The sequence below is a fragment of the Nocardia sp. NPDC058640 genome (assembly GCF_042716995.1).
Taxonomy (GTDB): Bacteria; Actinomycetota; Actinomycetes; order Mycobacteriales; family Mycobacteriaceae; genus Nocardia.
In genome coordinates this window covers 9,950-32,428 of sequence record NZ_JBHXRG010000039.1, presented here as the reverse complement: position 1 = coordinate 32,428, position 22,479 = coordinate 9,950, and the positions used below count along the sequence as shown (strand labels likewise).

At 67.5% G+C, this 22,479-nt stretch carries 18 protein-coding genes; 11 read left to right on the top strand and 7 right to left on the bottom strand.

What is annotated here, in order from left to right:
• Positions 1 to 2: 2 nt before the first annotated feature.
• The 4 genes from ACFWU5_RS26525 to ACFWU5_RS26510 all read right to left on the bottom strand — a co-directional run bounded on the left by ACFWU5_RS26525 (position 3) and on the right by ACFWU5_RS26510 (position 6,301).
• Entirely contained in the window at positions 3 to 4,379 is a 4,377-nt protein-coding gene (locus tag ACFWU5_RS26525; RefSeq protein WP_379269516.1) for an alpha-(1->3)-arabinofuranosyltransferase, read from the bottom strand.
• Positions 4,354 to 4,524 carry a DUF2613 domain-containing protein gene (locus ACFWU5_RS26520; protein WP_181698846.1) on the bottom strand — a complete coding sequence of 57 codons (171 nt, stop codon included), beginning with the start codon at positions 4,522 to 4,524 and terminating at the stop codon, positions 4,354 to 4,356. The genes ACFWU5_RS26525 and ACFWU5_RS26520 overlap by 26 nt, the downstream gene beginning before the upstream one ends.
• Before the next feature lie 67 nt (positions 4,525 to 4,591).
• On the bottom strand, positions 4,592 to 5,776 hold the full coding sequence (locus ACFWU5_RS26515; protein WP_379269515.1) for an isochorismate synthase MenF: 1,185 nt from the start codon (positions 5,774 to 5,776) through the stop codon (positions 4,592 to 4,594).
• Positions 5,777 to 5,833: 57 nt separating this feature from the next.
• Positions 5,834 to 6,301: a universal stress protein gene (locus ACFWU5_RS26510; protein ID WP_379269513.1), complete on the bottom strand. Its 468-nt coding sequence runs from the start codon at positions 6,299 to 6,301 to the stop codon at positions 5,834 to 5,836.
• Between the two features lie 115 nt (positions 6,302 to 6,416).
• Here ACFWU5_RS26510 and ACFWU5_RS26505 point away from each other — a divergent pair, with 115 nt between their 5' ends.
• The 3 genes from ACFWU5_RS26505 to ACFWU5_RS26495 all read left to right on the top strand — a co-directional run bounded on the left by ACFWU5_RS26505 (position 6,417) and on the right by ACFWU5_RS26495 (position 9,563).
• A complete protein-coding gene (locus tag ACFWU5_RS26505) occupies positions 6,417 to 7,595 on the top strand; it encodes a glycoside hydrolase family 3 N-terminal domain-containing protein (protein ID WP_379269511.1) in 1,179 nt (392 codons plus the stop codon).
• 85 nt (positions 7,596 to 7,680) lie between these two features.
• On the top strand, positions 7,681 to 8,280 hold the full coding sequence (locus ACFWU5_RS26500; protein ID WP_379247436.1) for a TetR/AcrR family transcriptional regulator: 600 nt from the start codon (positions 7,681 to 7,683) through the stop codon (positions 8,278 to 8,280).
• A gap of 77 nt (positions 8,281 to 8,357) precedes the next feature.
• Positions 8,358 to 9,563 carry a DUF5685 family protein gene (locus ACFWU5_RS26495; RefSeq protein WP_379269526.1) on the top strand — a complete coding sequence of 402 codons (1,206 nt, stop codon included), beginning with the start codon at positions 8,358 to 8,360 and terminating at the stop codon, positions 9,561 to 9,563.
• Between the two features lie 57 nt (positions 9,564 to 9,620).
• Here the strand turns inward: ACFWU5_RS26495 and ACFWU5_RS26490 are convergent, their stop codons facing one another.
• Positions 9,621 to 11,477: a VanW family protein gene (locus tag ACFWU5_RS26490; RefSeq protein ID WP_379269509.1), complete on the bottom strand. Its 1,857-nt coding sequence runs from the start codon at positions 11,475 to 11,477 to the stop codon at positions 9,621 to 9,623.
• A 290-nt stretch (positions 11,478 to 11,767) separates the two neighbouring features.
• On the opposite strand from ACFWU5_RS26490, the gene gnd reads away from it, so the two are divergent.
• The 3 genes from gnd to ACFWU5_RS26475 all read left to right on the top strand — a co-directional run bounded on the left by gnd (position 11,768) and on the right by ACFWU5_RS26475 (position 14,741).
• A complete protein-coding gene (gene gnd, locus ACFWU5_RS26485) occupies positions 11,768 to 12,799 on the top strand; it encodes a phosphogluconate dehydrogenase (NAD(+)-dependent, decarboxylating) (RefSeq protein WP_379269507.1) in 1,032 nt (343 codons plus the stop codon).
• A 175-nt stretch (positions 12,800 to 12,974) separates the two neighbouring features.
• On the top strand, positions 12,975 to 13,673 hold the full coding sequence (locus tag ACFWU5_RS26480; protein ID WP_379269505.1) for a hypothetical protein: 699 nt from the start codon (positions 12,975 to 12,977) through the stop codon (positions 13,671 to 13,673).
• 93 nt (positions 13,674 to 13,766) lie between these two features.
• Positions 13,767 to 14,741, top strand: coding sequence for an alpha/beta hydrolase (locus tag ACFWU5_RS26475; RefSeq protein WP_379269503.1), 975 nt, complete (start codon positions 13,767 to 13,769; stop codon positions 14,739 to 14,741).
• 132 nt (positions 14,742 to 14,873) lie between these two features.
• On the opposite strand, the gene ACFWU5_RS26470 is transcribed toward ACFWU5_RS26475, so the two are convergent.
• A complete protein-coding gene (locus ACFWU5_RS26470) occupies positions 14,874 to 16,205 on the bottom strand; it encodes an acetyl-CoA C-acetyltransferase (protein WP_379269501.1) in 1,332 nt (443 codons plus the stop codon).
• Positions 16,206 to 16,407: 202 nt separating this feature from the next.
• Between ACFWU5_RS26470 and ACFWU5_RS26465 the strand changes: the two genes are divergently transcribed.
• The 3 genes from ACFWU5_RS26465 (at position 16,408) to ACFWU5_RS26455 (ending at position 20,263) form a co-directional block, all read left to right on the top strand.
• On the top strand, positions 16,408 to 17,763 hold the full coding sequence (locus ACFWU5_RS26465; RefSeq protein ID WP_379247450.1) for a 3-oxoacyl-ACP reductase: 1,356 nt from the start codon (positions 16,408 to 16,410) through the stop codon (positions 17,761 to 17,763).
• Positions 17,763 to 18,632 (top strand): MaoC family dehydratase, encoded by an 870-nt coding sequence (locus ACFWU5_RS26460; RefSeq protein WP_379269499.1) that lies wholly within the window; start codon positions 17,763 to 17,765, stop codon positions 18,630 to 18,632. The genes ACFWU5_RS26465 and ACFWU5_RS26460 overlap by 1 nt, the downstream gene beginning before the upstream one ends.
• A 110-nt stretch (positions 18,633 to 18,742) precedes the next feature.
• Positions 18,743 to 20,263, top strand: coding sequence for a hypothetical protein (locus tag ACFWU5_RS26455; RefSeq protein ID WP_379269497.1), 1,521 nt, complete (start codon positions 18,743 to 18,745; stop codon positions 20,261 to 20,263).
• Between the two features lie 57 nt (positions 20,264 to 20,320).
• Here the strand turns inward: ACFWU5_RS26455 and ACFWU5_RS26450 are convergent, their stop codons facing one another.
• A complete protein-coding gene (locus ACFWU5_RS26450; RefSeq protein ID WP_379269495.1) occupies positions 20,321 to 20,536 on the bottom strand; it encodes a hypothetical protein in 216 nt (71 codons plus the stop codon).
• 270 nt (positions 20,537 to 20,806) lie between these two features.
• On the opposite strand from ACFWU5_RS26450, the gene ACFWU5_RS26445 reads away from it, so the two are divergent.
• Positions 20,807 to 22,045 (top strand): IS256 family transposase, encoded by a 1,239-nt coding sequence (locus ACFWU5_RS26445; protein ID WP_379269494.1) that lies wholly within the window; start codon positions 20,807 to 20,809, stop codon positions 22,043 to 22,045.
• A gap of 42 nt (positions 22,046 to 22,087) precedes the next feature.
• Positions 22,088 to 22,378, top strand: coding sequence for a hypothetical protein (locus ACFWU5_RS26440; RefSeq protein WP_379269492.1), 291 nt, complete (start codon positions 22,088 to 22,090; stop codon positions 22,376 to 22,378).
• Positions 22,379 to 22,479: the final 101 nt, after the last annotated feature.

The following is a 22,479-nucleotide window of genomic DNA, read 5'->3' as shown; positions in this document are numbered from 1 at the left end:
TGTCAGCGGCGGCGCGGAAGTGCCGCGACGCCGACCGCGACGACCGCGATGACGGCGGGTGCCTGGGCCCAGAGCGAGCCGCCCATGTATTCGGTGCCCGAGCGCCAGGTTCCGGTCGACAGTGCTGCCGCCGAGGTCAGGGTGCCGACGCCGGCCAGCCACGGTAGGGCTCTGGCAGTGATGGCTGGGCGGAAGTGGTTGCAGCACACCGTGATCAGCGTGATTGCCGCGCCGAACGGGCCGGAGATCACCGCGATTGCGCCGGTGAGGCCGATGGTTGCGAGCCAGCGTGTACCCCAGGTGACTGGGGGTGGGCCGACGTCGGGGAGTTCGCGTCGTCGCGGAATCGCCAGCAGCACAAGGGGAATCAGCAACAGTAGTCCGCCGAAGATGGCTAGTCGGTACCAGCGGTCGGCGGGGAAGGACACGGTGATCTCGCCGGTGGTTCCCGGCGGGATGAGCCAGGCCTGCTGCCAGCCGTCGACGACGATGGGCGACAGTTCCTGGCCGGTGGCGGTGTGCGCCTGCCAACCGACGTTGGTGCTCAGCGGCAGGACCAGCAGTTGGGTGCCGGGGGAGCTGTTGGGTGCACCGGGATAGGGGTCCGTGCGGGGTAGGCGTAGGCGGTCGACGGTGAAGAGTTCGGTGGGGGCGACGGTGAGGTCGGGGTGGCCGGGGAGTAGTTCGATGTCGGCGGCGTCTTCGGGGCAGGGGTGGGCGGAAACCGGTGCGCCGGAGCGGAGTTCGTCGGCGGTGGCGGTGATCGTGGTGTGGATGGCGCGGCCGCCGATGGCGATGACCGGGCCCGCTTCGCAGCCGATGGTGATCAGGCGGTCGCCGGGTGCGTGTGCGGGGTAGTCGGGGCCCAGCACTTCTACTTCGGCCAGGCCCGCGGGCTGGGTGAGGACGAAGCCGAGGGCGGTGCGGTCCAGGACCTCGTTCCAGCTCTGGATGCTGATCTCGATGCGGTCGGTTTCGGTGGGGTACAGCGAGATTCGGGCCGGTTCGCCGTGTTCGCGGTCGGGCAGTTCGCGGATCTGGGGGCCGTTGCCGAGGTTCACCGCGACCGAGGTGGCTGTCGCGGGTAGGCCGCCCAGTGCGGTGGTGATGTCGAGGCCGGTCACCAGGGTGGGTTCTGGAAGTTCCAGTACCAGTGTGGGTTTGCCGCCGGTGAGGCTGCGCACGGTGGACTCGGGGGCGGTCCAGGTGGTTTTCGGGTCGCCGTCGGTGGCGGCGAAGGCGGCGCCGCGCAGGTCGGCGACGTCGGCTTTGCCGCGGGCGACGGGGCGGGTGGGGTCGGTGAGCAGGGCTTCCAGGGCGGGGCCGGGGCGGGTGCGCACGGTCAGGTCGGTGCCGACGGTGAGTGGTTCCGGGACCGCGAGGGTGCGTCCGAAGAGGCCGGGTTCCTCGGCGGGCAGGCCGAGGCCCTTGCTGCAGTGCACACGGTCGGGACCGTCGAAACATGTACTGCGACCGGGGAATTCCTGTCCGAGGTCCCAACCGCGCACGGTCGTGCCCGCGGCGACGTCAGGCAGCACGATGCGGTGGCGGATATCGACACGCACCGGCTCTTCGCGGTTCGAATAGTCGTCGAGAGTGAGTTCGCTGATTCCGAATTGTCCTCCGCGCGTGCCGGTTTCGGTGCGGGCGGCGCTGATCATCACCCAGTCCGACTTGCCCGCGGGCAACGCGACCGACACCGGCGTGCCGGGTTCGGTGATCCGCACCGACACTGTTCCGCGCGAGGTGCGGACCTCGACCCACTTCACCGGATCGCCCAGTGCGGCGGCGGTGGTGGTGAAGCGCAGTGAGCCGTTGGCGATGGGCTTGTCGAGGTCGAGCCGTATCCATTGTCCCAGTGCGAATTCGGAGCCGTTGCTGATCCAGGCGGTGCTGGGGTCGCCGTCGACGGCGGCCGCGGTGGAGCTGCCGGGTGCGGCGCCGCCGATCTGGGTGGCGTCGGCGGCGGAGCTGGAGGCGGTGACCTTCGCGCCCGACCACTGGCCCTGCACGAGTTCGGTGTCGGCGACGGGGTAGTCGGGGACCAGGTTGTGGGTGCGTCGGGCGTCGTCGGGGGAGCGGACCGCGGAGTTGTGGTTGTCGACTCGGCCGAAATCGGTTTCGCGGTTCATGGGGGTGTCGGTCAGCAGGACTGATTGTGGAGGGAGGCCGGCGCGTCGGGCGTCGGCTTCGAGAAGGGTTGGGACGGTGGTGGTTTCGTCGTCGCGTCGGACGCGCTCCAAGACTTCGGGGCCGCCTCGGACGACCGGGACCGAGTCCAGCGGGGTCGTGTAGGCGCCGGGGAATGCGGGCGGGGCGCCGGTGCCGCTGCGCACGTGGGCGGGGGTGCCCGGTGGCGGTACGTCGACGCGGTAGATCTCGACCGCCGGGTATGCGGGCAGTAGGTCGTTGTCGACCACCAGGCCCTCGTCTGCCGCGCGGGGGCCGATGGGGGCGCCGAACGAGGTCACCTTGGTCAGGCCGGGTGAGCCCTCGATCGCGCGGTGGGCCAGCATCGGGCGGGTCGAGCGGGACGTTTCGGGGTCGAGGTCGTTGCGCAGCACCAGGATTCCGATGCCCTGGTCGGCGAGGGTGGCGGCCAGGCCGGTGGACGGTCGGCCGTCGGCGATCAGGCGCTGCACCGAATCCATCGCGCGGATGGTGCCCGGCGGATTCAGGGGGACCGAATCACGTACGGCCCAGGGGGTTTTCGCCAAGGCTTGCAGTGGTTCGTCGCGGGTGAGTCCCCAGATCTGACTGCCGAACGGTGCGCCGGGCACGATCAGCGCGCGGGTGTCGGCGGCGTTGTGTTCGAGCCAGGCGGCGGTGTCGTGCCAATAGGCGGGGACTTCGTCGTAGGCGCCGCGCGGAGCGAGTCGGCCGGTCCAGGCCAGTGAGGTCGCGAGGGTGAGTGCGGCCAGAACCAGGGCGGCCACGGCGACGACGCGGTCGCGTTCGGGATGGGCAAAAGAGCTGCGCCACACCGGCATCGGTACGGAGGCGGGCAGGGCTACGCGGCCCAGCAGGTGGGCGAGACCGATCACCAGCGGTAGGCGGATCAGCGGCTCGAGCTTGTGGACGTTGCGTAGGGGTGCGCCGCCGGAGTCGAGGAAGATTCGCACGGATTCGGCGAACGGGCCACCGAGGGTGCCGACGTATCCCGCGCAGATTCCCGCGAGGCCCACGCACAGGATCAGCGCGAACCGGCCCCGGTACGGCATCGAAGACCGTGCCAGCCCGGCCATGCCGGCGGCTGCGAGCAGGCCGGTCGCCAGTACTGCGGCAGGCTGCGTCACCAGCACCGCACCGGCGATGCGTTCCGGCGAGACGAACGGCGTCCAGCTGTCGGTCCCGCGCAGTACTTCGCTCAACGCCGCCCACTGCGTGGTGACTCCCGACGATTCGATGAAGTCGAGGAACGGGGGGCTCACCTTGCCGAGCAGCAGCAGCGGCACGACCCACCAGAAAGTGGCGAGGACCAGCAGCGGAATCCACGCACGCGTGAACCGCCACCACTGCCGATTCGGCCGGTAGGAGGCCCACCACAGCGCGGCGGGAAGGAACGCCGCCACGGTCGCGACAGCGTTCACCGACCCCATGAACGCGAGCGCCAGCGCGCTTCCGGCCGGTGAGAGTGGGCCGCCTCGAAACGCGACTCGACTCTGTGCGGCGCTCGACGGATCTGCGGCTGTGCTCCCGGACGGGGTCCGAGTCGCCCCGCTACCGGCTACGTCGTGAACCCCCGCCGTGCCTGCGCTATCGGGCGTCCGAACTTCAGCAGTGCCGTCAGCCGGCTCGCGAGAACCCGCGCGCCGACCTTTCACAGCGACACCGAGCGCCGCCGGCGCGAGGAGAACCCACGGTGCCAGCATCATCGGCAAAGTTTCCGACGAGATCGACCCCAGCGTGGTCAACACTCGCGGTGACAGCGCGAACGCCAGACCCGCGATCACCCGCGACCCGCGTGACCCGATCCCCAGCGTTTCGCACAGCTTGACGATTCCCCAGAATCCGGCCAGCAGCAGCAGCGCCCACCACACGCGTTGGGTCATCCAGGCGGGGATGTGCAGCAGGTGGCCTGCGGAGAAGAAGGCGCCGTGGGGGAAGAAGTAGCCGTAGGCCTGGTTTTGGACCTGGCCCATGGGGGCTTGGCTGTTCCACAGGTGGGCGGCTCGCGCGAGGAAACCCAGCGGGTTCTGGGCGAGGTCGTATTTGGTGTCGGCGACGGTGAGGCCTGGCGCCTGCGCGAAGGTCAGTACGAAGGCGGCTACTACCGAGCCGACGAGCCAGCGCCAACCCAATGGCGCCTTGTCCGGTTGCCCCGATGTGGGGCGCGACGCGCGGGCGTCGGCGTCAGCGGCTGCCGTATTCAGGGGCATTGAGCAGCGAGGAGTCTTTGTCTCCGCTGCGGTCGATCGAGGGTGCGGAGTTCTGCTGCACCGCTGCCGTGATCGCGAAGACGGCGATCGCGCTCAGCAGGGCGCCGCCGACCGCGCTGGCAACAGCCGGAACAGCAAACTTCATCGCGCACTCCAATACGCTCGACGTCGGGGCCTGTCTCCGGCCAACCTAGCAGGTGCGGGGGGCTGGGCTAGTCGTTGGGGAGCGCGCAACGCAGGGCGCTGAGCAGGGTGCGAAGTTTGGCCGTGGTCTCGGCCAGTTCGGCCAGCGGATCCGAGGCTGCGACGATCCCGCCGCCCGCGCTGGCTCGCAGGGTGCGCCGGTCGGCGGACAGTTCGCCGCCGCGGATCGCCACGACCCATTCGCCGTCGCCGGTGTCGTCGCACCAGCCGACCGCGCCGCCGTAGAAGCCGCGCCATGGTTCGTCGGCGGTGATGGTGTCCAGTGCTGCGGTGTAGGGCGTGCCGTTGACGGCGGGGGTGGGGTGCAGCAGCAGGGCCAGGTCCAGGGCGGTGGTGGAGGGGTCGCGCAGCACGCCGTGGATGGGGGTGGCCAGGTGCCAGACCTGTTCGGTGCTGAGGATTTCGGGTGCGTCGGGGATGTGCAGTTCGGCGCAGACGGGGGACAGTTGCTGCCGGATCCAGTCGATGACGAAGGCGTGTTCTTCGTGATTCTTGGTGCTGGACAACAGTTCTCCGGCCTGTTGGGCGTCGTCTGTCGGGTCGGATAGGCGGGGGAGGGTGCCTGCCAGGGGGTGCAGGCTGACGCGGTCGCCGTGTCGCGCGACCAGCACTTCGGGGGTGGCGCCGATCAGGGTCTCGGCTCGGCCTGCCGCGAACAGGTCCACCGAGTACACGGCGGCGTTCGGATGCCTGGTCAGCAGGTGTGCGGCCAGTACTTCGGGGTGCAGCGGTGCGTCGGCTTCGAGCACCATCGAACGCGCGGCCACCACCTTGCGCAATTCGTTGGCCGGGTCGCCGAGCTGTTCGACCAGTTTGGTCACCTTCGCCACATGTTCTGCGGCACTGGGAATTTCGGCGATCACTCGCACGTCGGGCAGATCCGGTAGCGCGGCTGGTCGCCATGGTCCGGCGGTGTGCAGGGACGTTTCGGGTCGCCAGAGTGCGGCCGGTTCGCGGGGATCGAACGGCAATGCTCCGACGATCAATCGTGGTGGTGCGCTGGATGATTCGCTACTGTCCCCGGCGGGGTCGCCAGCTGCCGAGCCACGCGCTACCTCGCGCCCTTGTGCGGACGGGGGCGAACTCAGCCACCCGCGCAACGCCTCGACCGCGCGTCGCGGATCCGAAAAAACCTCGCGCACGCCCGACGCGCGCACCACCGCGTCAGGTCGAGCGAGCAGAAATTCGTTCATGGTCCTTCGACCATAACGCCGCAGGCATGGCATGCCGCCGCGAGAGCGACCGAACTCTCACTGATCCGGCGGCACCAGGAACACCGGCCGGTGCCCGTGCTTGAGCACCGCCTCGGCGACACTGCTGTGCAACAGCGCGCGCAACCCGGTGCTACCGCGCGTACCGGCGACGATGATGTCGACGTCGAGCTCGTCGGCGCAGTCCACGATCGCGTTCCAGATCGTGGTGGTGCATTCGGCGGTACGCGGTTCGGCGTCGATGCCTGCCAGTTTCGCCAGGTGCACGCCCTCGGCGTTGATCTTGCGGGCGTCGGAGTAGGCGATGTCCTCCATCTCCTCGTCGGGCACCCAGTCCGGCTGCATCACCCCGGCCAGGCCGGAGATGCGCGCGGCTTGGCGGACCATCGGCTCCCACGCGGTGAGCAGGATCGCGCGCTCGGCGGTGAGGAACCGCCCGGCGTACTGGATGGCGCGTTTGGCGTGTTCGGAACCGTCGTAGGCGATGAGCATCCGATCGCATGCCATGACGACCTCCTGCGCTGGTCGGAGCGGCTTTTCACTCAGGTTACCCCCGAACTGCGGGTATCAATCCGAACCCGGGTGCTGGGGTTGACGCGCTGTGCGGGCTACCGTGGAGCGCATGCGGAAATCGCCTGTGGTCGTGTTCGCAGTTCTCGCCACCGTTGCTACCGCCTGTTCGGGAGGTTCGTCGACCGAGACGACGCCCGCGGCGAGCAGCAGTGCGGTGGCCGCCCCGTCGGGAACGGGGGAGTCGGGAACGCCCGCTTCGGCTACGCCGGTGCAAAACAATTGCGGCGCAGACTATCTCGGCAAACTCAGCCAGCGCGAGAAACTCGCGCAGTTGCTGACCGTCGGCATCACCGGGTCGGCGGACGCGTCGAATGTCGTGAGTTCCGAGCAGGTCGGCGGCATTTTCGTGGGTAGCTGGACCGATCCGAGCCTGCTGGACGCCTCGGCGTTGGACGCGGTGAAGGCGCAGGCGAAGGTGCCGTTGATGGTGACCATCGACGAAGAGGGCGGGCGTGTCTCGCGCGCGAAGAACGTGATCGGCACCGCCCCGTCCGCGCGTGAGATCGCGCAGTCGCAGACGCCCGAGCAGTACTACCAGTTCACCCGGACCAGGTCGCAGGCGTTGAAGGACGTCGGCATCACCGTGGATTTCGCGCCCGATACCGACGTGAGCAGCCAGCCCGACGACAGCGTCATCGGTGACCGTTCGTACAGCGATGACCCGAAGGTGGTCACCGAGTACGCGGGCGCCTACATTCGCGCGTCCAACGAGGTCGGCCTCGGTTCGGTGATCAAGCACTTCCCCGGCCACGGCTCCGGTTCGGGCGACTCGCACACCGGCGCGGTCACCACCCCGCCGTTGGACCAGTTGCAGAACAAGGACCTGGTGCCGTTCCGCGACCTGGTGAACTCCGGTGCGGCGGTGATGGTCGGTCACCTGGACGTGCCCGGCCTGACCGAGCCGGGCGTGCCCGCCAGCATCAGTCCGGCGGTGATGTCGCTGCTGCGCGAGGGCAAGGGGTACGGTGCCGCGCCGTTCAACGGCCCGATCTTCACCGACGATCTCAGTGGCATGGCCGCCATCACCGACCGGATGTCGATCGAGGAAGCGGTCGAGGCCACCCTGATCGCGGGCGCCGACAACGCACTGTGGATCAGCACCGCCGCGGTGCCGTCGGTGCTGGACCGTTTGGAACAGTCGGTGGCTAGTGGCAAACTGCCCGCCGACCGGGTCGACACTTCCGTGCTGCGGATGGCGCGCTACAAGGGCGTAGCGCTGGGCTGCTGATGCCCCCGGCGACTGTGCGGCAAATGAGCGCGGGCGAACTTACCTTGCAGTAAGATAGGTGGTTCACCCTGCGGTAGGAGACTGGATGGCAGGCGGGACCAAGCGACTTCCCCGGGCGGTTCGCGAGCAACAGATGCTCGATGCCGCTGTCGAGGTGTTCGCGCGAAAGGGCTTCCACGACACGTCGATGGATGCCATCGCGGCCGAGGCGAAGATCTCCAAACCCATGCTCTACCTGTACTACGGCTCCAAGGACGAGCTTTTCCGCGCCTGCATCCAGCGCGAGGGCCTTCGCTTCATCGAGGCCGTCGCCCCCGCGGGCAACCCGCAACTGACCCCGCACGAACAGGTCCGCACCGCGCTGGAGGGCTTCCTCGATTTCGTCGACCGCAACCGGCAGTCCTGGCAGGTTCTCTACCGGCAGGCGATCGGCCAGCAAACTTTCGCCTCCGAAATCGACAATGCCCGCGAGCGCGTCATCGAGCTCACCGCGAAACTACTGGAATCCAGCGCCAAGCACGCCGACCCCGGCACCAATTTCGAGGTGGTCGCGGCGGCGGTGATCGGGGCGGGCGAGGCGATCGCCGACCGGGTCGCGGGCGGGCGGATCGAAGTGGCCGAGGCGGTGGATCTGCTCGACGATCTGGCCTGGCGGGGTCTGGCCGGTCGGAAGAAGGCCGACTAGCTATTGCGGTAGGCCCCGTCCGGCTGCGAAGGTGCACGGTTAGACGTTCGCGACAGACGGGGTGGCAGTTGTTCGGTGTGTTGAAGCCGTGTGCGCACGGCGCGGCGAAATATGGCATCGATCCGGGGCAGTGGCAGGCGCACATGTGCGGGCTGTGTCTGGGTTTGCGCGACGGTCACGGCCAATTGGCCCGTGCGGCAACCAATACCGACGCGATCGTGCTCAGTGTGCTCACCGAGGCGCAGGCGGGGCAGGGGGCGCGCACGATGGCGGCGCCGTGTCCGTTGCGGGGGATGAAACGGGCCTCGGTGGTGAGTGCGAGTGCGCCGGGGGTGCAGTTGGCGGCTACGGCGTCATTGTTGTTGGGGGCGGCCAAGATCGGTGATCATGTCGATGATGGTGATGCGTCGGTACTTGCTCGTGGGCCGATGCGCAGGGTCTCGAAGGCGTGGGCGGTCAGTGCGCAGCGGCAGGCCGATCTGATCGGGCTGGATGTGCGGCCGATGCTCGCGGCGATCGCCTCGCAGTCCGCACTCGAAGCTCGGGCGGTCGCGGCATCGGCCGATGCTGTTGCGGTGCAGGAGGATCGGTCGTGCCCTCCTGCGATCACGCTCGACGAACTCACCGGGCCGACGCAGCTGTGTGCCGCGACCCTGTTCGGGCATACCGCGACGTTGGCCGGTCGGCCGGAAAACGTTGCGGCGCTGCAGGAGATCGGGCGGCATGTCGGGCGTATCGCGCATCTGGCGGACGCTATCGAGGATCTCGAACGTGACCGGGTGCGTGGGCGGTTCAATCCGCTCGAGGCGACTGGGACGGGTATGCCGCGTGCTTATGAGCTGTTGCGCGAGAGCGAGTCTCGGATTCGGGAGGCTGCGGTCGAGGCGGAACTCGATCAGCTGCCGACCGTGCGTTGGGCGCTACTGGATCCACTGGCGAGTCTGTTGCGTCGGCTCGGTCGAGGTCTCGGGATCGCGGTCGGTCATGCGTGCCGCAATTCCGCTACCGCTCAACAGCAGTCGCCGTACGAGTTCCCATCGCCGCCCGAACAGCGGCCGAATCCGCCCGGTCCGTTCCGGGCCGCGGGGCAGGTCTTCGGCGTCTACTGCACCGGGATGGCCTTCTGTTTCGACCACACCAATCCGTGCACCGGCGAACGAAAGGACGCTTGGGGCAAGCACTGCAATGACTGCTGCGGTTGGTGCGACTGCTGCAGCAGTTGCGCGGACTGCTGCGGTGACGGGTGTTGCTGCGACGGCTGCTGCTGCGATTGCAACTGCTGACGAAAACGGCTCGCGCGCAGGGCGTTTCACCCTACGCGCGAGCCACCTACTGAATCCCTACTCGCACTTCACCACGGGAATCGGGTCGTACTTGACCGTCCGCGTGTGCCGCGAAACCTGCGCACCCGTCTTGGCATCGGTGATCACCCGCGTATCGGAGATCGTGAAACCGGGCGCACCCTCGGACGCGATGCAGTCCTTACCCTTGGGCAGTTTCACCTCGTTGGGTTCGGTCGGCTTGGACTTCTCGCCCGTAATCGATTCCACGTTCACGGTTTTGGTGCCCCACAACCGCACGGTGATGTCGGAGCCCGACGCCACGGCCTGGATGTAGACGCCCGTGGTCGCGGGGTTGCGGAAGGCCAGGTCGATCGCCCCGTCGAACACGGTCGCTTCACGCGCGGCCGGGTAGCGGGAGATGTAGTAGCTGTGTTCGGTGTGTCCGCCGTCTTCCATTCCGGCGAAGTAGGCCGCGTTGTACAGCGTGGTGGCGAACTGGCTGATGCCGCCGCCGACCGCGGTGCTGGGCCGGCCCTTGTCGATGATGCCCGATTCCACATAGCCTTCCGCGGCGGTGCGGGGACCGGTGAACTCGTTGAGCGAGAACGTTTCTCCCGGTTTCACGAACGCGCCGTTCACCTTCGCGGCCACGGTGCGGATGTTCACCCCGGAGGGTCCGCTGAAGCCGCCGGTGGTGAATTCGCCGATGGCCTCGTTGACGCCGAGTGCGTTGGCGGCCTCGGTGGTGAGCTTGGGTTCGATCCGCTGGTACACCACGGGGCTGGTGCGCGGTCCCGGCTGGGTGAGTACAGCGGGCAGCTGCTCCAGAGTCTTTGCCCAGTCGACCTTTTCGCCGACGACCGACGGCACCACGGTCGGCTTGCCAACGCCCAAGGCGAAGGTGGCGTCCTTGGGTTCGATCTCGGATTTCACCAGTTGCGGTGCGAGCAAGGCGATTACGGCGTCGTTGTCGATCTTCGGCGCGAGCCCACCGTTGCCGTCGGGCACGAAGCTCAACACGTCGGCGATCTGACCGGTGGTCAGGGACGTCTGAACATCCTTGCCCGCCAACGTGATCGGCGAGGCGACCGCCGGAGTGGCGATATCGCGCACGGCCGCCTGCACGGCATCGGTGCGCACCGACACGGGCGCGTCGACCACGGGCAGATCCAGCTCGCTGCTGGCGGCCCAACGATCGGTGATGGTGGCGCGCGCGGCCTCGGTGTCGAGCACCCGGCCCGGCACCGGCGCGACGGCGACGGGCTTGCCGTTGTCGAATCGGACGGTGCCCTCGACGGTCGGGTTGTCGTGCGCGCGGAACGCCTCGACCTGAGCGTTCAAGGCGACCGTGTCAACGGTGCTGGACACGGGTACCTCGCGCGTCCCGAACAGTGAGATCAGTCGGCGCATCGGGTTCAGCGGCTGACTGCCCACCGCGTCCCAGGTGCGGTCGTAGTCCACGGCCAGACCGGCGGCGGCGGGTACCAGGCTCGCCTGGACGTCACCGATGCGCACCGGCAGCGGTCGCTCGGCCTTGGGCCCGAGCTCGGCGTGCAGCAGCGCGTCGGCCTCGGTCTGGTCCATGCCGCCCAGCTCCACACCGGCGACAACGACGCCGCGCGGCACCTCGCCCGCGCTGAACGCGAGGTCGGCCAGGTAGGCGGCGGTACCGACGGCGAACACGGCACCGACCACGATCCCGATCCGCTTGACCAGCTGCTGGTTGACCGGGGAGGTCGGCGGCGGCGGGGTGGGGCCGGGGGTGGGCGACCAGCGATCGCGGGTCACGGTACTGAGGGGCTGGGTCAGGGCGGTGGTGTCGGCATCGAAAGTGCGATTGGAGTCGAGCAGCTTGCGTAGTCCGACCTCGCCCCTTCGGTCGGCCGGTCGTCCGGCAGTCGACTCGCTGGGCACGGAGGTCCTTCCGTAATGTTTGAGGGTTCCGGCCCGAGGGTAACGCGCATCGGCGCGCTCGGCAGCCCGGCGACCGGTGTGCGGGCAACAGAAAGGCTCCGCGTAGTTGCCGGGTCGGGGGTCTGGCAACTACACGGAGCCGATCTGTTTATCGGTGCTCCGACCGGGGCGTTACACCCCATTCGGAACAATGTCGGCGCGCCGCACAGGCACCGCCCTGACGTCGCGCTCGCCCGCGCGAGACAATCGACGTGAGACTGGACACCACCACCGGACTACGAGGAGAACTGATGCAGCTGGGAATGATCGGCCTCGGCCGGATGGGCGCCAATATCGTGCGTCGCATCGTGCGCGACGGGCACACCGCCGTCGGCTACGAACGGCACCCAGGGCCCATCCCCGAGCTGGAATCCGAGCTCGGCGACAAGTTCCGTGGCACCACCGATATGGCCGAGTTCATCGGCATGCTCGACGTGCCGCGCGTGGTGTGGGTGATGATCCCCGCGGGCGCCACCGGCAAGGTGATCGAGGAGGTCGCCGAGTTGCTCGAGCCCGGCGACATCATCATCGACGGTGGCAACAGCCGCTACCACGAGGACATCAAGCGCGCGAAGGCGTTGGAGCCCAAGGGTATTCACTATCTCGACATCGGCACCTCGGGTGGTGTGTTCGGTCTGCAGCGCGGCTACTGTCTGATGATCGGTGGCGAGCAGGCGCAGGTCGATTACCTGCAGCCGCTGCTGGAGACCATCGCCCCCGGCTACGAGTCGGCCCCGCGCACGCCCGGCCGCACCGGTGAGCCGTCGCAGGCGGAGAAGGGGTACCTGCTGTGTGGTCCGCACGGTGCCGGGCACTTCGTGAAGATGGTGCACAACGGCATCGAGTACGGCGCGATGGGCGCGTACGCGGAGGGTCTGAACATCCTGAAGCACGCGAACGCGGGCTCGGAGTACCTGCACGGTGAGCACTCGGCGGAGGAGACGCCGATGGAGCACCCCGAGTACTACATGTACGACCTGGACATCCCGGCCATCACCGAGGTGTGGCGTCGCGGCTCGGTCGTGGCCTCCTGGCTGCTGGACCTGACCGCGTCCGCCCTGGTCGCCGACCCGGACCTGGACTCCTTCAGCGGCCGCGTCTCCGACTCCGGCGAAGGCCGCTGGACCATCGACGCCGCCATCGACACCGCCGTGCCCGTCCCGGTCCTGTCCGCCGCGCTCTACCAGCGCTTCTCCTCGCGCGGCCAGGCCCTGTACGCCGACAAGATGCTGTCGGCGATGCGAAAGGCGTTCGGCGGCCACAACGAGCTGCCGCAGAAGTAGCCCCCTTGACGCCCGCAACCGGCCTTCTCGCACGTCAGAAGGCCGGTTGTCGCGTTGTCGGACCAATTTGGAATGTGAATGTTCCATAAAAACGGGAACGTGTTCCAGTTTTCAGGACAAGCGTCCAGTAGGGCCGATACGTTGTGCGCGAAGGGGGTCAGCCTTGGAGGAAATCATGTTCCGGACTTCGCGTCTCGCCGCGGGCTTCGCCACAACAGCCCTGGTCGTCGCCGGTTTCGGGGTCGGTCTCGGCTCCGGCGTCGCCGCGGCGCAAACCTGTGCGAGCAGCAGCCACGACACCAAGCAGGATTGGAGTACCGTCGGCGTCACCCACATCTACGACAAGAAGGTCGAAGCGGCGGAGATCGGCGTGGGCACCGCCGCCACCTACACCGTGGTCATCGGCACCACCGGCATCGGCAACCCGTACGTCAACACCATCACCGACTTCCCGCCCACCGGCTTCGGCGCGCCGACCAAGGCCACCATCACCGCCTATCACGCGGTCGGCGGGCAGGTGACCGAAGAGGTCACGCCCACCCCCAACGCGGGCGGCTGGAAGGTCACCAGCACCGGCTGGTTCGTCAACTCCGGCAACCCGGTCACCCTGACCATCACCTACCCGGTCCCCAGCTCGCTCACGGTGGGCCAGTCGGTCACCAGCGGTGGCGTCGGAGTGGCGGGCACCGTGGGTGTCAGCAACGAAATGCCCAACCTCACAGCCTGTTTCACCGCGCGCGGCGCGAACGCGGGGGAGACCGTGATCGGCAGCCTCGGCGACAACGGGCTCGGCTCGTCGGACGGTCAGCTCAGCTCCACCGGTTCGGTGTCCGACATCATCGGCGATGTGCTGCGCAACCTGATCGGGAGCTGATCCGATCGCCGGGACGGGGTTCGCGCTGCCGTCCCGGCGCTTCGGTACGTGTCGAAAGTTGTTGCGGCCCTGCGTGTGCGAGGAAGTTCTCTGTTGAAGTCTGTGCTGGCAGTCATCGTTGCGCTGCTGTGTGTTTCGTCGATCGGCAGCGCCCGCGCCGACGGTTCGCGACTCGATCACGTCGACCGGCCGGGCCAGCGTCAGCAGACGCTGTCGGTGTACTCGGCCGCGATGGACCGGGTGATCCCGCTGCGGGTCATCACCCCCGCCGACACCAGTGTGCCGCGTCCGACGCTGTACCTGCTCAACGGCGCGGGTGGCGGTGAGGACGTCGCGAATTGGTACAACCAGACCGATATCGTGAGCTTCTTCGCCGACAAGAACGTCAACGTGGTGACCCCTGCCGAGGGCGCGTTCTCCTATTACACCGACTGGCAGCGCGACGACCCCAAGCGCGGCCGCAACAAATGGCAGACCTTCCTCACCGAAGAACTCCCCCCGATCATCGACGCCACCCTGCGGACCACCGGGGTGAATGCCATTGCGGGCCTTTCGATGTCGGCCACGGCCGTGCTCAACCTCGCCATCGCCGCCCCCGACCGCTACCGCGCCGTCGGTGCCTACAGCGGTTGCGCCTCGGTCGATGACCCCGTGAGCCGCGCCTACATCGATTTCGTGTTGGCTCGTGGTGGCGCCGACCCCGTCAACATGTGGGGCCCACCCGGCGACCCCGCGTGGCGCGCGAATGACCCGTATCTCCACGCAGAAGGCTTGCGCGGCAAGGCAATCTACCTCTCCAGCGCGACCGGCCTGCCCGGCTCCGCCGAAGTCCTCCCGCCCGGCGCGACCCCCGGAAAAGCCCTCGGCATGACCAACCAGATCCTGCTCGGCGGCGCTATCGAAGCCGCCGCGAACCAGTGCACTCAGCGCCTCGCCGCGCGCCTCGCCGAGCTGAACATCCCCGCCCACACTGAGTTCCGTCCGGCAGGCACCCATACCTGGCAGTACTGGGAACAGGACCTGCACAATTCCTGGCCACTGATCGCCGCCGCTATCGGCGCGAGCTGACACCCCGGTCTAATCACGCAATCGGCCTGATTGGAATCAGTTTTCTGACTGTTCGGCGACGAAGTGCGTGAAAATGCCGACGGCGGGTGATCTCCTCGGAGACCACCCGCCGTCGTTGTAGATCAGCAGCGACTAACGCTCGATGATCGCGACCACGCCCTGCCCGCCGGCGGCGCAGATGGAGATCAGCGCGCGGCCAGATCCCTTCTCCGCCAACATCTTTGCCGTCGAGGCAACGATGCGCCCGCCGGTCGCGGCGAAGGGGTGGCCCGCGGCCAGCGAGGACCCGTTGACGTTGAGCTTGCTGCGGTCGATGGAACCGAGCGCGCCGTCCAGGCCCAGGCGCTCCTTGCAGTAGGCGTCGGACTCCCACGCGGCCAGCGTCGCCAGCACCACCGAGGCGAAGGCTTCGTGGATCTCGTAGTAGTCGAAGTCCTGCAGGGTCAGGCCGTTGCGGGCCAGCAGGCGGGCGACCGCGTAGGTGGGGGCCATCAGCAGGCCGTCGGGGCCGTGGATGTAGTCCACCGCGGCGACCTCGGAGTCCACCAGGTGCGCGAGCACGGGCAGCTTGTGCTCGGCGGCCCACTCGTCGGTGGACAGCAGCACCGCCGACGCGCCGTCGGTGAGCGGGGTGGAGTTGCCCGCGGTCATGGTGGCGTCGCCGGCCTTGACGCCGAAGACCGGCTTCAGGGTCGACAGCTTCTCCACGGTCGAGCCGGGGCGCAGGTTGTCGTCGCGGGTCAGGCCCAGGAACGGGGTGACCAGGTCGTCGAAGAAGCCACGGTCGTAGGCGGCGGCCATGTTCTTGTGCGAGAGGTAGGCCAGCTCGTCCTGCGCCTCGCGGGCGATGCCGAATTCCTTGGCGGTGACCGCGGCGTGCTCGCCCATCGACAGGCCGGTGCGCGGCTCGGCGTTCTTGGGGATCTCGATGCCCAGCATCGAGGGGCGCAGCTGGCCGACCAGCTTGAGCTTGTCCTTGTTGGTGCGGGCGCGGTTGGCGGTGAGCATCCACTCGCGCATGTCCTCGCTCACGCCGATCGGCGCGTCGGAGGTGGTGTCGGCGCCGCCCCCGATGCCGGAGTCGATGCGGCCCAACGCGATCGCGTCACCGACGGTGACGATCGACTGCAGGCCGGTGCCGCAGGCCAGCTGCAAGTCGTGGGCGGGGGTGTACGGCGACAGCTTCGAGCCGAGCACGCTTTCGCGGATGAGGCTGTGCTCGCCGACCTTCTTGAGCACCGCGCCACCGACGACCATGCCGAGGCGCTCGCCCTGCAGGCCGAACCGGCTGACCAGGCCGTCGAGTGCGGCGGTGAACATGTCCTGGTTGGACGCCTTGGCGTAGGCCTTGTCGGAGCGCGCGAACGGGATGCGGTTGCCGCCGACGATGGCGACCGGGCGCTGGGTCTTGGCGGGCTTGGCGGTGCTGGACTTGGCCGTCGCCGAGCGGGCTTTGCTTGTCACTCGAGTTTCTCCATGGTCTCGTCGGTTCCGGGTACGCCGGCCGGTGGATGGGCCCCCGTGCGGTCACAGCGTCGTATCGGTTTACATTAAACTTACTCCGGAGTAAGTTCGTTGTCGACACCGTACCCGCAAGTGTGCGCTCACACGGGGGACACTGGGCGGAGCACGGTCACACACTCGTCGAGCACAGAAGGTAGGAACAGTGGCAGCCAAGAGCAAGGGTGCACCGAACCTCTACGGATCTTTCATCCACTCCGCCCCCGGCGCGTTCCTCGCGAACAAGCTGGGTCTGCCGCAGCCTGCGCAGCTGCGTCGGTACAAGGCCGGCGAGCCCGCGCTGCCGGGTCCGGTGCTGTTGGGCGGCAAGGGACGTCTGGCCGAACCGGTGCGTGCGCTGCTGTCGGATTACACCGTCGCCGACACGGTCGAGTCGGGCACCAAGTACGGCGCGCTGGTCTTCGACGCCACCGGCATCGACTCCATCGACAAGCTCGCGCAGCTGTTCGAATTCTTCCAGCCCGCCATGCGCAGCCTCGCGCCGTCGGGTCGCGTCGTGGTTCTCGGCACCACCCCCGAGCTGGTCGGTTCGGTCGACGAGCAGATCGCCCAGCGTGCGCTGGAAGGCTTCACCCGCTCGATCGCCAAGGAACTGCTGCGCGGCGCGACCGGTCAGCTGGTCTACGTGCACCCCGAATCCGGTGCTGCCGCAACGGGTCTCGAGTCCACCCTGCGCTTCCTGCTCTCGGCCAAGTCGGCCTTCGTCGACGGCCAGGTCATCCGCGTCGGTGCCGCCGATTCCGTCGCCCCCGCTTCGTGGGACAAGCCCCTCGCCGGCAAGGTCGCCGTCGTGACCGGTGCCGCGCGCGGTATCGGCGCCACCATCGCCGAGGTGTTCGCCCGTGACGGCGCCACCGTGATCGTCGCCGACATCCCCGCCGCGGGCGAGGCGCTGTCGGACACCGCGAACCGGGTCGGCGCCACCGCGCTGGCACTGGACGTCACCGCGCCCGACGCCGCCGAGCGCCTGGCCGACTTCGCCACCGAGCGTTTCGGCGGCATCGACATCGTCGTGCACAACGCAGGCATCACCCGCGACAAGCTCCTGGCGAACATGGACGAGGGTCGCTGGAGCTCGGTGATCAACGTCAATCTCGCTGCCCCGCACCGCATTACCTCCGGCCTGGTGGCCAAGGGCGTGCTCAAGGAAGGCGGCCGCGTGATCGACGTGTCCTCCATCGCGGGCATCGCGGGCAACCGCGGCCAGACCAACTACGGCGCGTCCAAGGCCGGCGTCATCGGCATGGTCGACGCCGAAGCGCCGCTGCTGGCCGAGAAGGGCATCACCATCAACGCGGTGGCCCCCGGTTTCATCGAGACCGCGATGACCGCCGCCATCCCCGTGGGCACCCGTGAGGCGGGCCGTCTGATGAGCTCGCTGCTGCAGGGTGGCGAGACCGTCGACGTCGCCGAGACCATCGCCTACTTCGCGAGCCCCGCGTCGAACGCGGTGAGCGGCAACGTGGTTCGCGTCTGCGGTCAGAGCCTGATCGGCGCCTGATGACCCAGACGATCACTCTCACCGAGGTCCCCGGCAACGGCGGACTGTACGCGAAGGCGGCGCTGGGCGCGGTCCCGCTGCCCGCCGCGCTGTCGGCCCGCAAGCCGATCCTGCCCGACCGTCGCGTGGTCATCGAGGGTGTGCGGGTCGACCCCGATCACCTGGCCGCCTACTGTCATGCCACCGGTTTGCGTTTCAGCGACTCGCTGCCGTTGACGTATCCGTTCATCCTGGCGTTCCCGCTGGTCATGGAATTGCTTGTGGCACGGGACTTTCCGTTCACCGCGGTCGGCTCGGTGCATTTCTCGAACGTCATCGAACGCACCCGCGAGATCTCGATCGCCGAGCCGCTCGACTTCACCGCGCACATCGAGAACCTGCGGGAACACCCGAAAGGTCTTCTCGTAGACGCGATCACGGAGATCCGGGTGGGCCGTGAACTGGTCTGGCGCCAGGTTTCCACCTTCCTGCACCAGCAACGCACGTCCCTGTCCGGCGGCCCCAAATCGGCACCCCCCGCCGACGAGGTCCCCCCGCCGCCCCTGCGCGTGCAGCGCGTCGATCAGAAAATGATCAGCCGCTACGCCGCAGCATCAGGCGACCGCAACCCGATCCACATCTCCGGAATCGGCGCCAAGGCAATGGGTTTCCCGCAAACCATCGCCCACGGCATGTGGTCGGCCGCCGCGATCCTGGCCTCGGTCGAAGGCCGCATCCCCGAAAAGGTCACCTACGCCGTGAAATTCGGCAAGCCGATCTTCCTGCCGTCGTCGATCAACATCTACGCCGACCAAGCAGACCCCGGCTGGGACCTGTCCATCCTGCACCCCAAAAAGGGCTACCCGCACCTCAGCGCCACGTTGCGCTGAGTGTGTGACGTAGGGGCCGCACACTCCAGGGGGGTGTGCGGCCCTTGTACTAGGCTCGGACCGCTGGCGATGGGTTGGCTCGACCCTGTTCGAACTATTTGCGGTGTGGTGTGACGAAGACTGATCAGTTAGAAGAAGTGCGCACCACGTTCGAGGCGAGGAGCTTCCGGGGGATCGCGGTTTTCCTCGTGGCTTGGGTGGCTTATGCCACGGCTCTGGTCGCCAGCAGTCGGGATCTGTTCACTCGGGTGGTGTTCGAGGAGGGCGACGCGGCGACCGTGTCGATCCAGGTGCTGGCGGCGAAGGATTTCGAGCTGCTGGTCGGGAACTATTCCCGGGTGGGGTTTCATCATCCCGGGCCCGGGCTGATCTATGTGCAGGCGTTCGGTGAATGGTTGTTCTACGACGTGTCGAGTTTGGTGCCGTCGCCGTGGAACGGTCAGGCGATCGCCATTCTGCTGTTCAATGCCGCGATGATGGCGCTGGTTTCGAGCATTGTCTACAGCTGGTATCCGTCGTGGATGCTCATCGCCGGGCTGGGCGGTGCGAGTTTGTTGTTTGTGACGGTGTACCCGGAACTGTTGAGCCAACTGTGGTTCCCGTACGTGTATTTCGCACCGTTCTTGGTCTTTCTGGTCGCGGTGTCGTCGGTAGTGGCGGGGCGCACCGAACACCTCTGGATTGTGGCGCTGGCCGGCGGGTTGCTGATCCACGGCCACGCCGAATTCCTGTTCTTCGTGACACTGCTCGGCGGTGCGGCGCTCTACCTCGTGCGGCGTTGGGAACTGCCGGTCGCGGTGCGGGATTGGTGGTTGGTCGGCGCGGTCGTCGTGCTGTTCGCTTTCCCGATCCGGCTGAACACGATGCTGAATTACCCCGGCGAACTCCCGAAGTATTTTGTCTACGGCGGCGGTCACGGAATTCATATGCCGTGGACCGCGGCGTCGTACACCGTGCAATTCTGGGGGCCCGATCGCGTTCTCGCACCGGTCATTTTCGTCGCGCTGTTCGCCCTGGTCGCGGTGGTGGCGCGTGGACAGAAATTCCTGCGACGCGGCCTGGCTGTGTGTGCGGTGACGGTGCCGTTGATGTTCATCTACGCGATGATCGGCATCGATCAGATCAACGAGGCCTATATCGGCTATTTCTCGTACGCCATCCCACTGTTCATGTTCTTCCTGCTCCTGATCGGCCTCGCCCAGCGGGTCGACCAGCTGAAGTACGCCGGTGTCGGCCTGCTCGTCGCCGGGATCGCGGTCGTGTCGGTGACACATTCGCTGGCCAATCGACGCCCCGAGATGGTGGGCATCCCGGCTGCTCTCGACGCGATGGCCGATGTCGCCGACGGCCGGCCGATCGTCCTGGAGCGCCGACCACACGAGGCGTGGGCGGAGGTGGTCCCCCTGGTGCTGAGCGGGGCGCGTGCCGGTCTTCGAGTCTGCGCCGATGATGCCGGCCAGATGACGCTGTTGGTCACCGACGAATTCGTCTGCACACCAGCAGAATTGGCTGTCGGGGCGCATTTCGCTGTTGTGCGGACAGCGGATGCCGGGGCGCCTGCCGGGCAGGTCATCGGCAAGGTCGGCCCGCTGACCGGCAGGCCGCCGAGTTGGGTGACGGTCGTCGACTGACTCCGTGCCACGAGCGAATGCCCCACGGTGAGTGGGGCATTCGCTGAGCATCCATTGCTAGCGGCACGCCGGGGTCGGGTGGGGTTCGGCGCCTGCGTAGGGGCCGCAGAGGAGGATATTGATGATCGCGAGGGGGACGTCGATTGCCGCGGAGCCTGTCCCGGCCATCGCGGCTGGTCGGGCGGGGGCCGCGAGTGCAGGGGCCGCGCCCGCGGTGGCGATGCCGGCGATTGCGGTGGTGGCGAGCAGGATTCGGATCATTCGACGATGCATGAAGTACCTTCCGAAGGAATTCTGAGTAACGCTAACGACTACATCGGGCGGTGCGACGTCGCTGTTAGCCATAGCTTTTCGGGGCTTGTCATCGCGAAAAGTGCTGCGTAAAGGGCTGATTCGGCATCGCGGCGAGTTGGGTTGCGTCCAATAGCGTGGTGTACGGCCCGACCATCGGACCAGGTCCGAGCGTGTCGTAGCCGGAAATAGGGAGGTCACCGCGTGACCCTTGAAGAGACCGCCAAAGTCACTTGAAGGAGAAACCACGCGATGACCTCTGTCCAGCGTATCGACCCGAACAAGCCCTTCGATGCCCAACTCGCCGCGGCCAGCCCTGATCTGCTGCGAGAAATGCTGTCCAGCTTCGTGCACACGATCATGAACGCCGAGGCCGACACCCTGTGTGGTGCGGACTACGGCCAACGCAGCGACGACCGTGTCAACTCCCGAAACGGATACCGTCACCGCGACTTCGACACCCGCGTCGGGACCATGGACGTCGCGATCCCCAAACTGCGGTCGGGAACCTACTTCCCCGACTGGCTTTTGGAGCGACGTAAACGCGCCGAACGAGCGTTGACCAGCGTCGTGGCGACCTGCTACCTACTCGGTGTCTCGACCCGTCGGATGGAGAAACTCGTCGAATCCCTCGGTGTCACACAGCTTTCCAAGTCCCAGGTCTCGATCATGGCCGCTGATCTGGATGCCCAGGTCGAAGCGTTCCGGACCCGTCCCCTGGACCAAGGGCCTTACGCGTTCGTCGCCGCGGACGCGTTGGTGTTGAAAGTCCGCGAGAACGGGCGCGTGGTCAACGTCCACGCCCTGGTCGCTACCGGCGTCAACGCCGATGGGTTCCGCGAGATCCTGGGCTTGCAAGTGACTTCCGGTGAAGGCGGGGCCGGCTGGTTGGCGTTCTTCCGTGACCTGGTCGCGCGGGGATTGTCTGGGGTCGAGCTGGTGACCTCCGACGCGCACGCGGGTCTGGTGGCCGCGATCGGGGCGACGTTGCCGGGGGCGTCGTGGCAGCGATGCCGCACCCACTACACCGTGAACTTGATGTCGGTGACCCCGAAATCATCGTGGCCGTGGGTTCGGACTTTGTTGCATTCGGTGTTCGACCAAGCCGATCCGGAATCGGTTGCTGCCCAATATGATCGGATGCTGGACGCGTTGGCTGAGAAGCTGCCCCGAGTCGCTGCGCACTTGGACGCGGCTCGCGCGGATCTGTTGGCGTTCACCGCGTTCCCGAAACAGATCTGGCGCCAGATCTGGTCGAACAACCCCCAAGAACGGTTGAACAAGGAGATCCGTCGCCGCACCGACGTGGTCGGGATCTTCCCCGACCGCACCGCGATCATCCGTTTGGTCGGAGCGGTGTTGGCCGAGCAACACGACGAGTGGATCGAAGGACGCCGCTACCTGGGCCTGGATGTTTTGGCCCGTTCCCGAGGGCTGGGTGAGCTGCCTGACGAGCAGGAAGGAGACTCGGTTGAAGCGTTGACCGCCTGACCAACTGCGGTCACGCGGGGATCATCCCGTTACACCACGCATTTGGACTTGACCGTCTGCCCGCCGACCGAAACCGCGCAGGTCGATGTCGAACTGCTGAGCCGTGCGCGGGCTGTTCGACTCAATGTCAGCGGCATCCACACGCTGGCGACGCAACTGGGTGCCGGGTTCTCGAACCTGACTCCGCGCCGAATCCGCACGCTGCGCGAGGCCGGGCTGGTCGCGCCGGTGCCGGGACCGTGGGCCATGGACTGGCCTGAACTGTTCGTCGTCGGTGAGGTGCTGGATGCTCACGTCGCACTGCCGATGCGGCAGCGTAGGTGCATCGACTGACTAGATAACGACCCAACCGGGGCGGGGGGCGGGGGGGGGGGGGGCCCCCCGGGGGGGGTGGGGGCGGGCGCACCACACAGCAACCGCCAGGGGGGGGACCC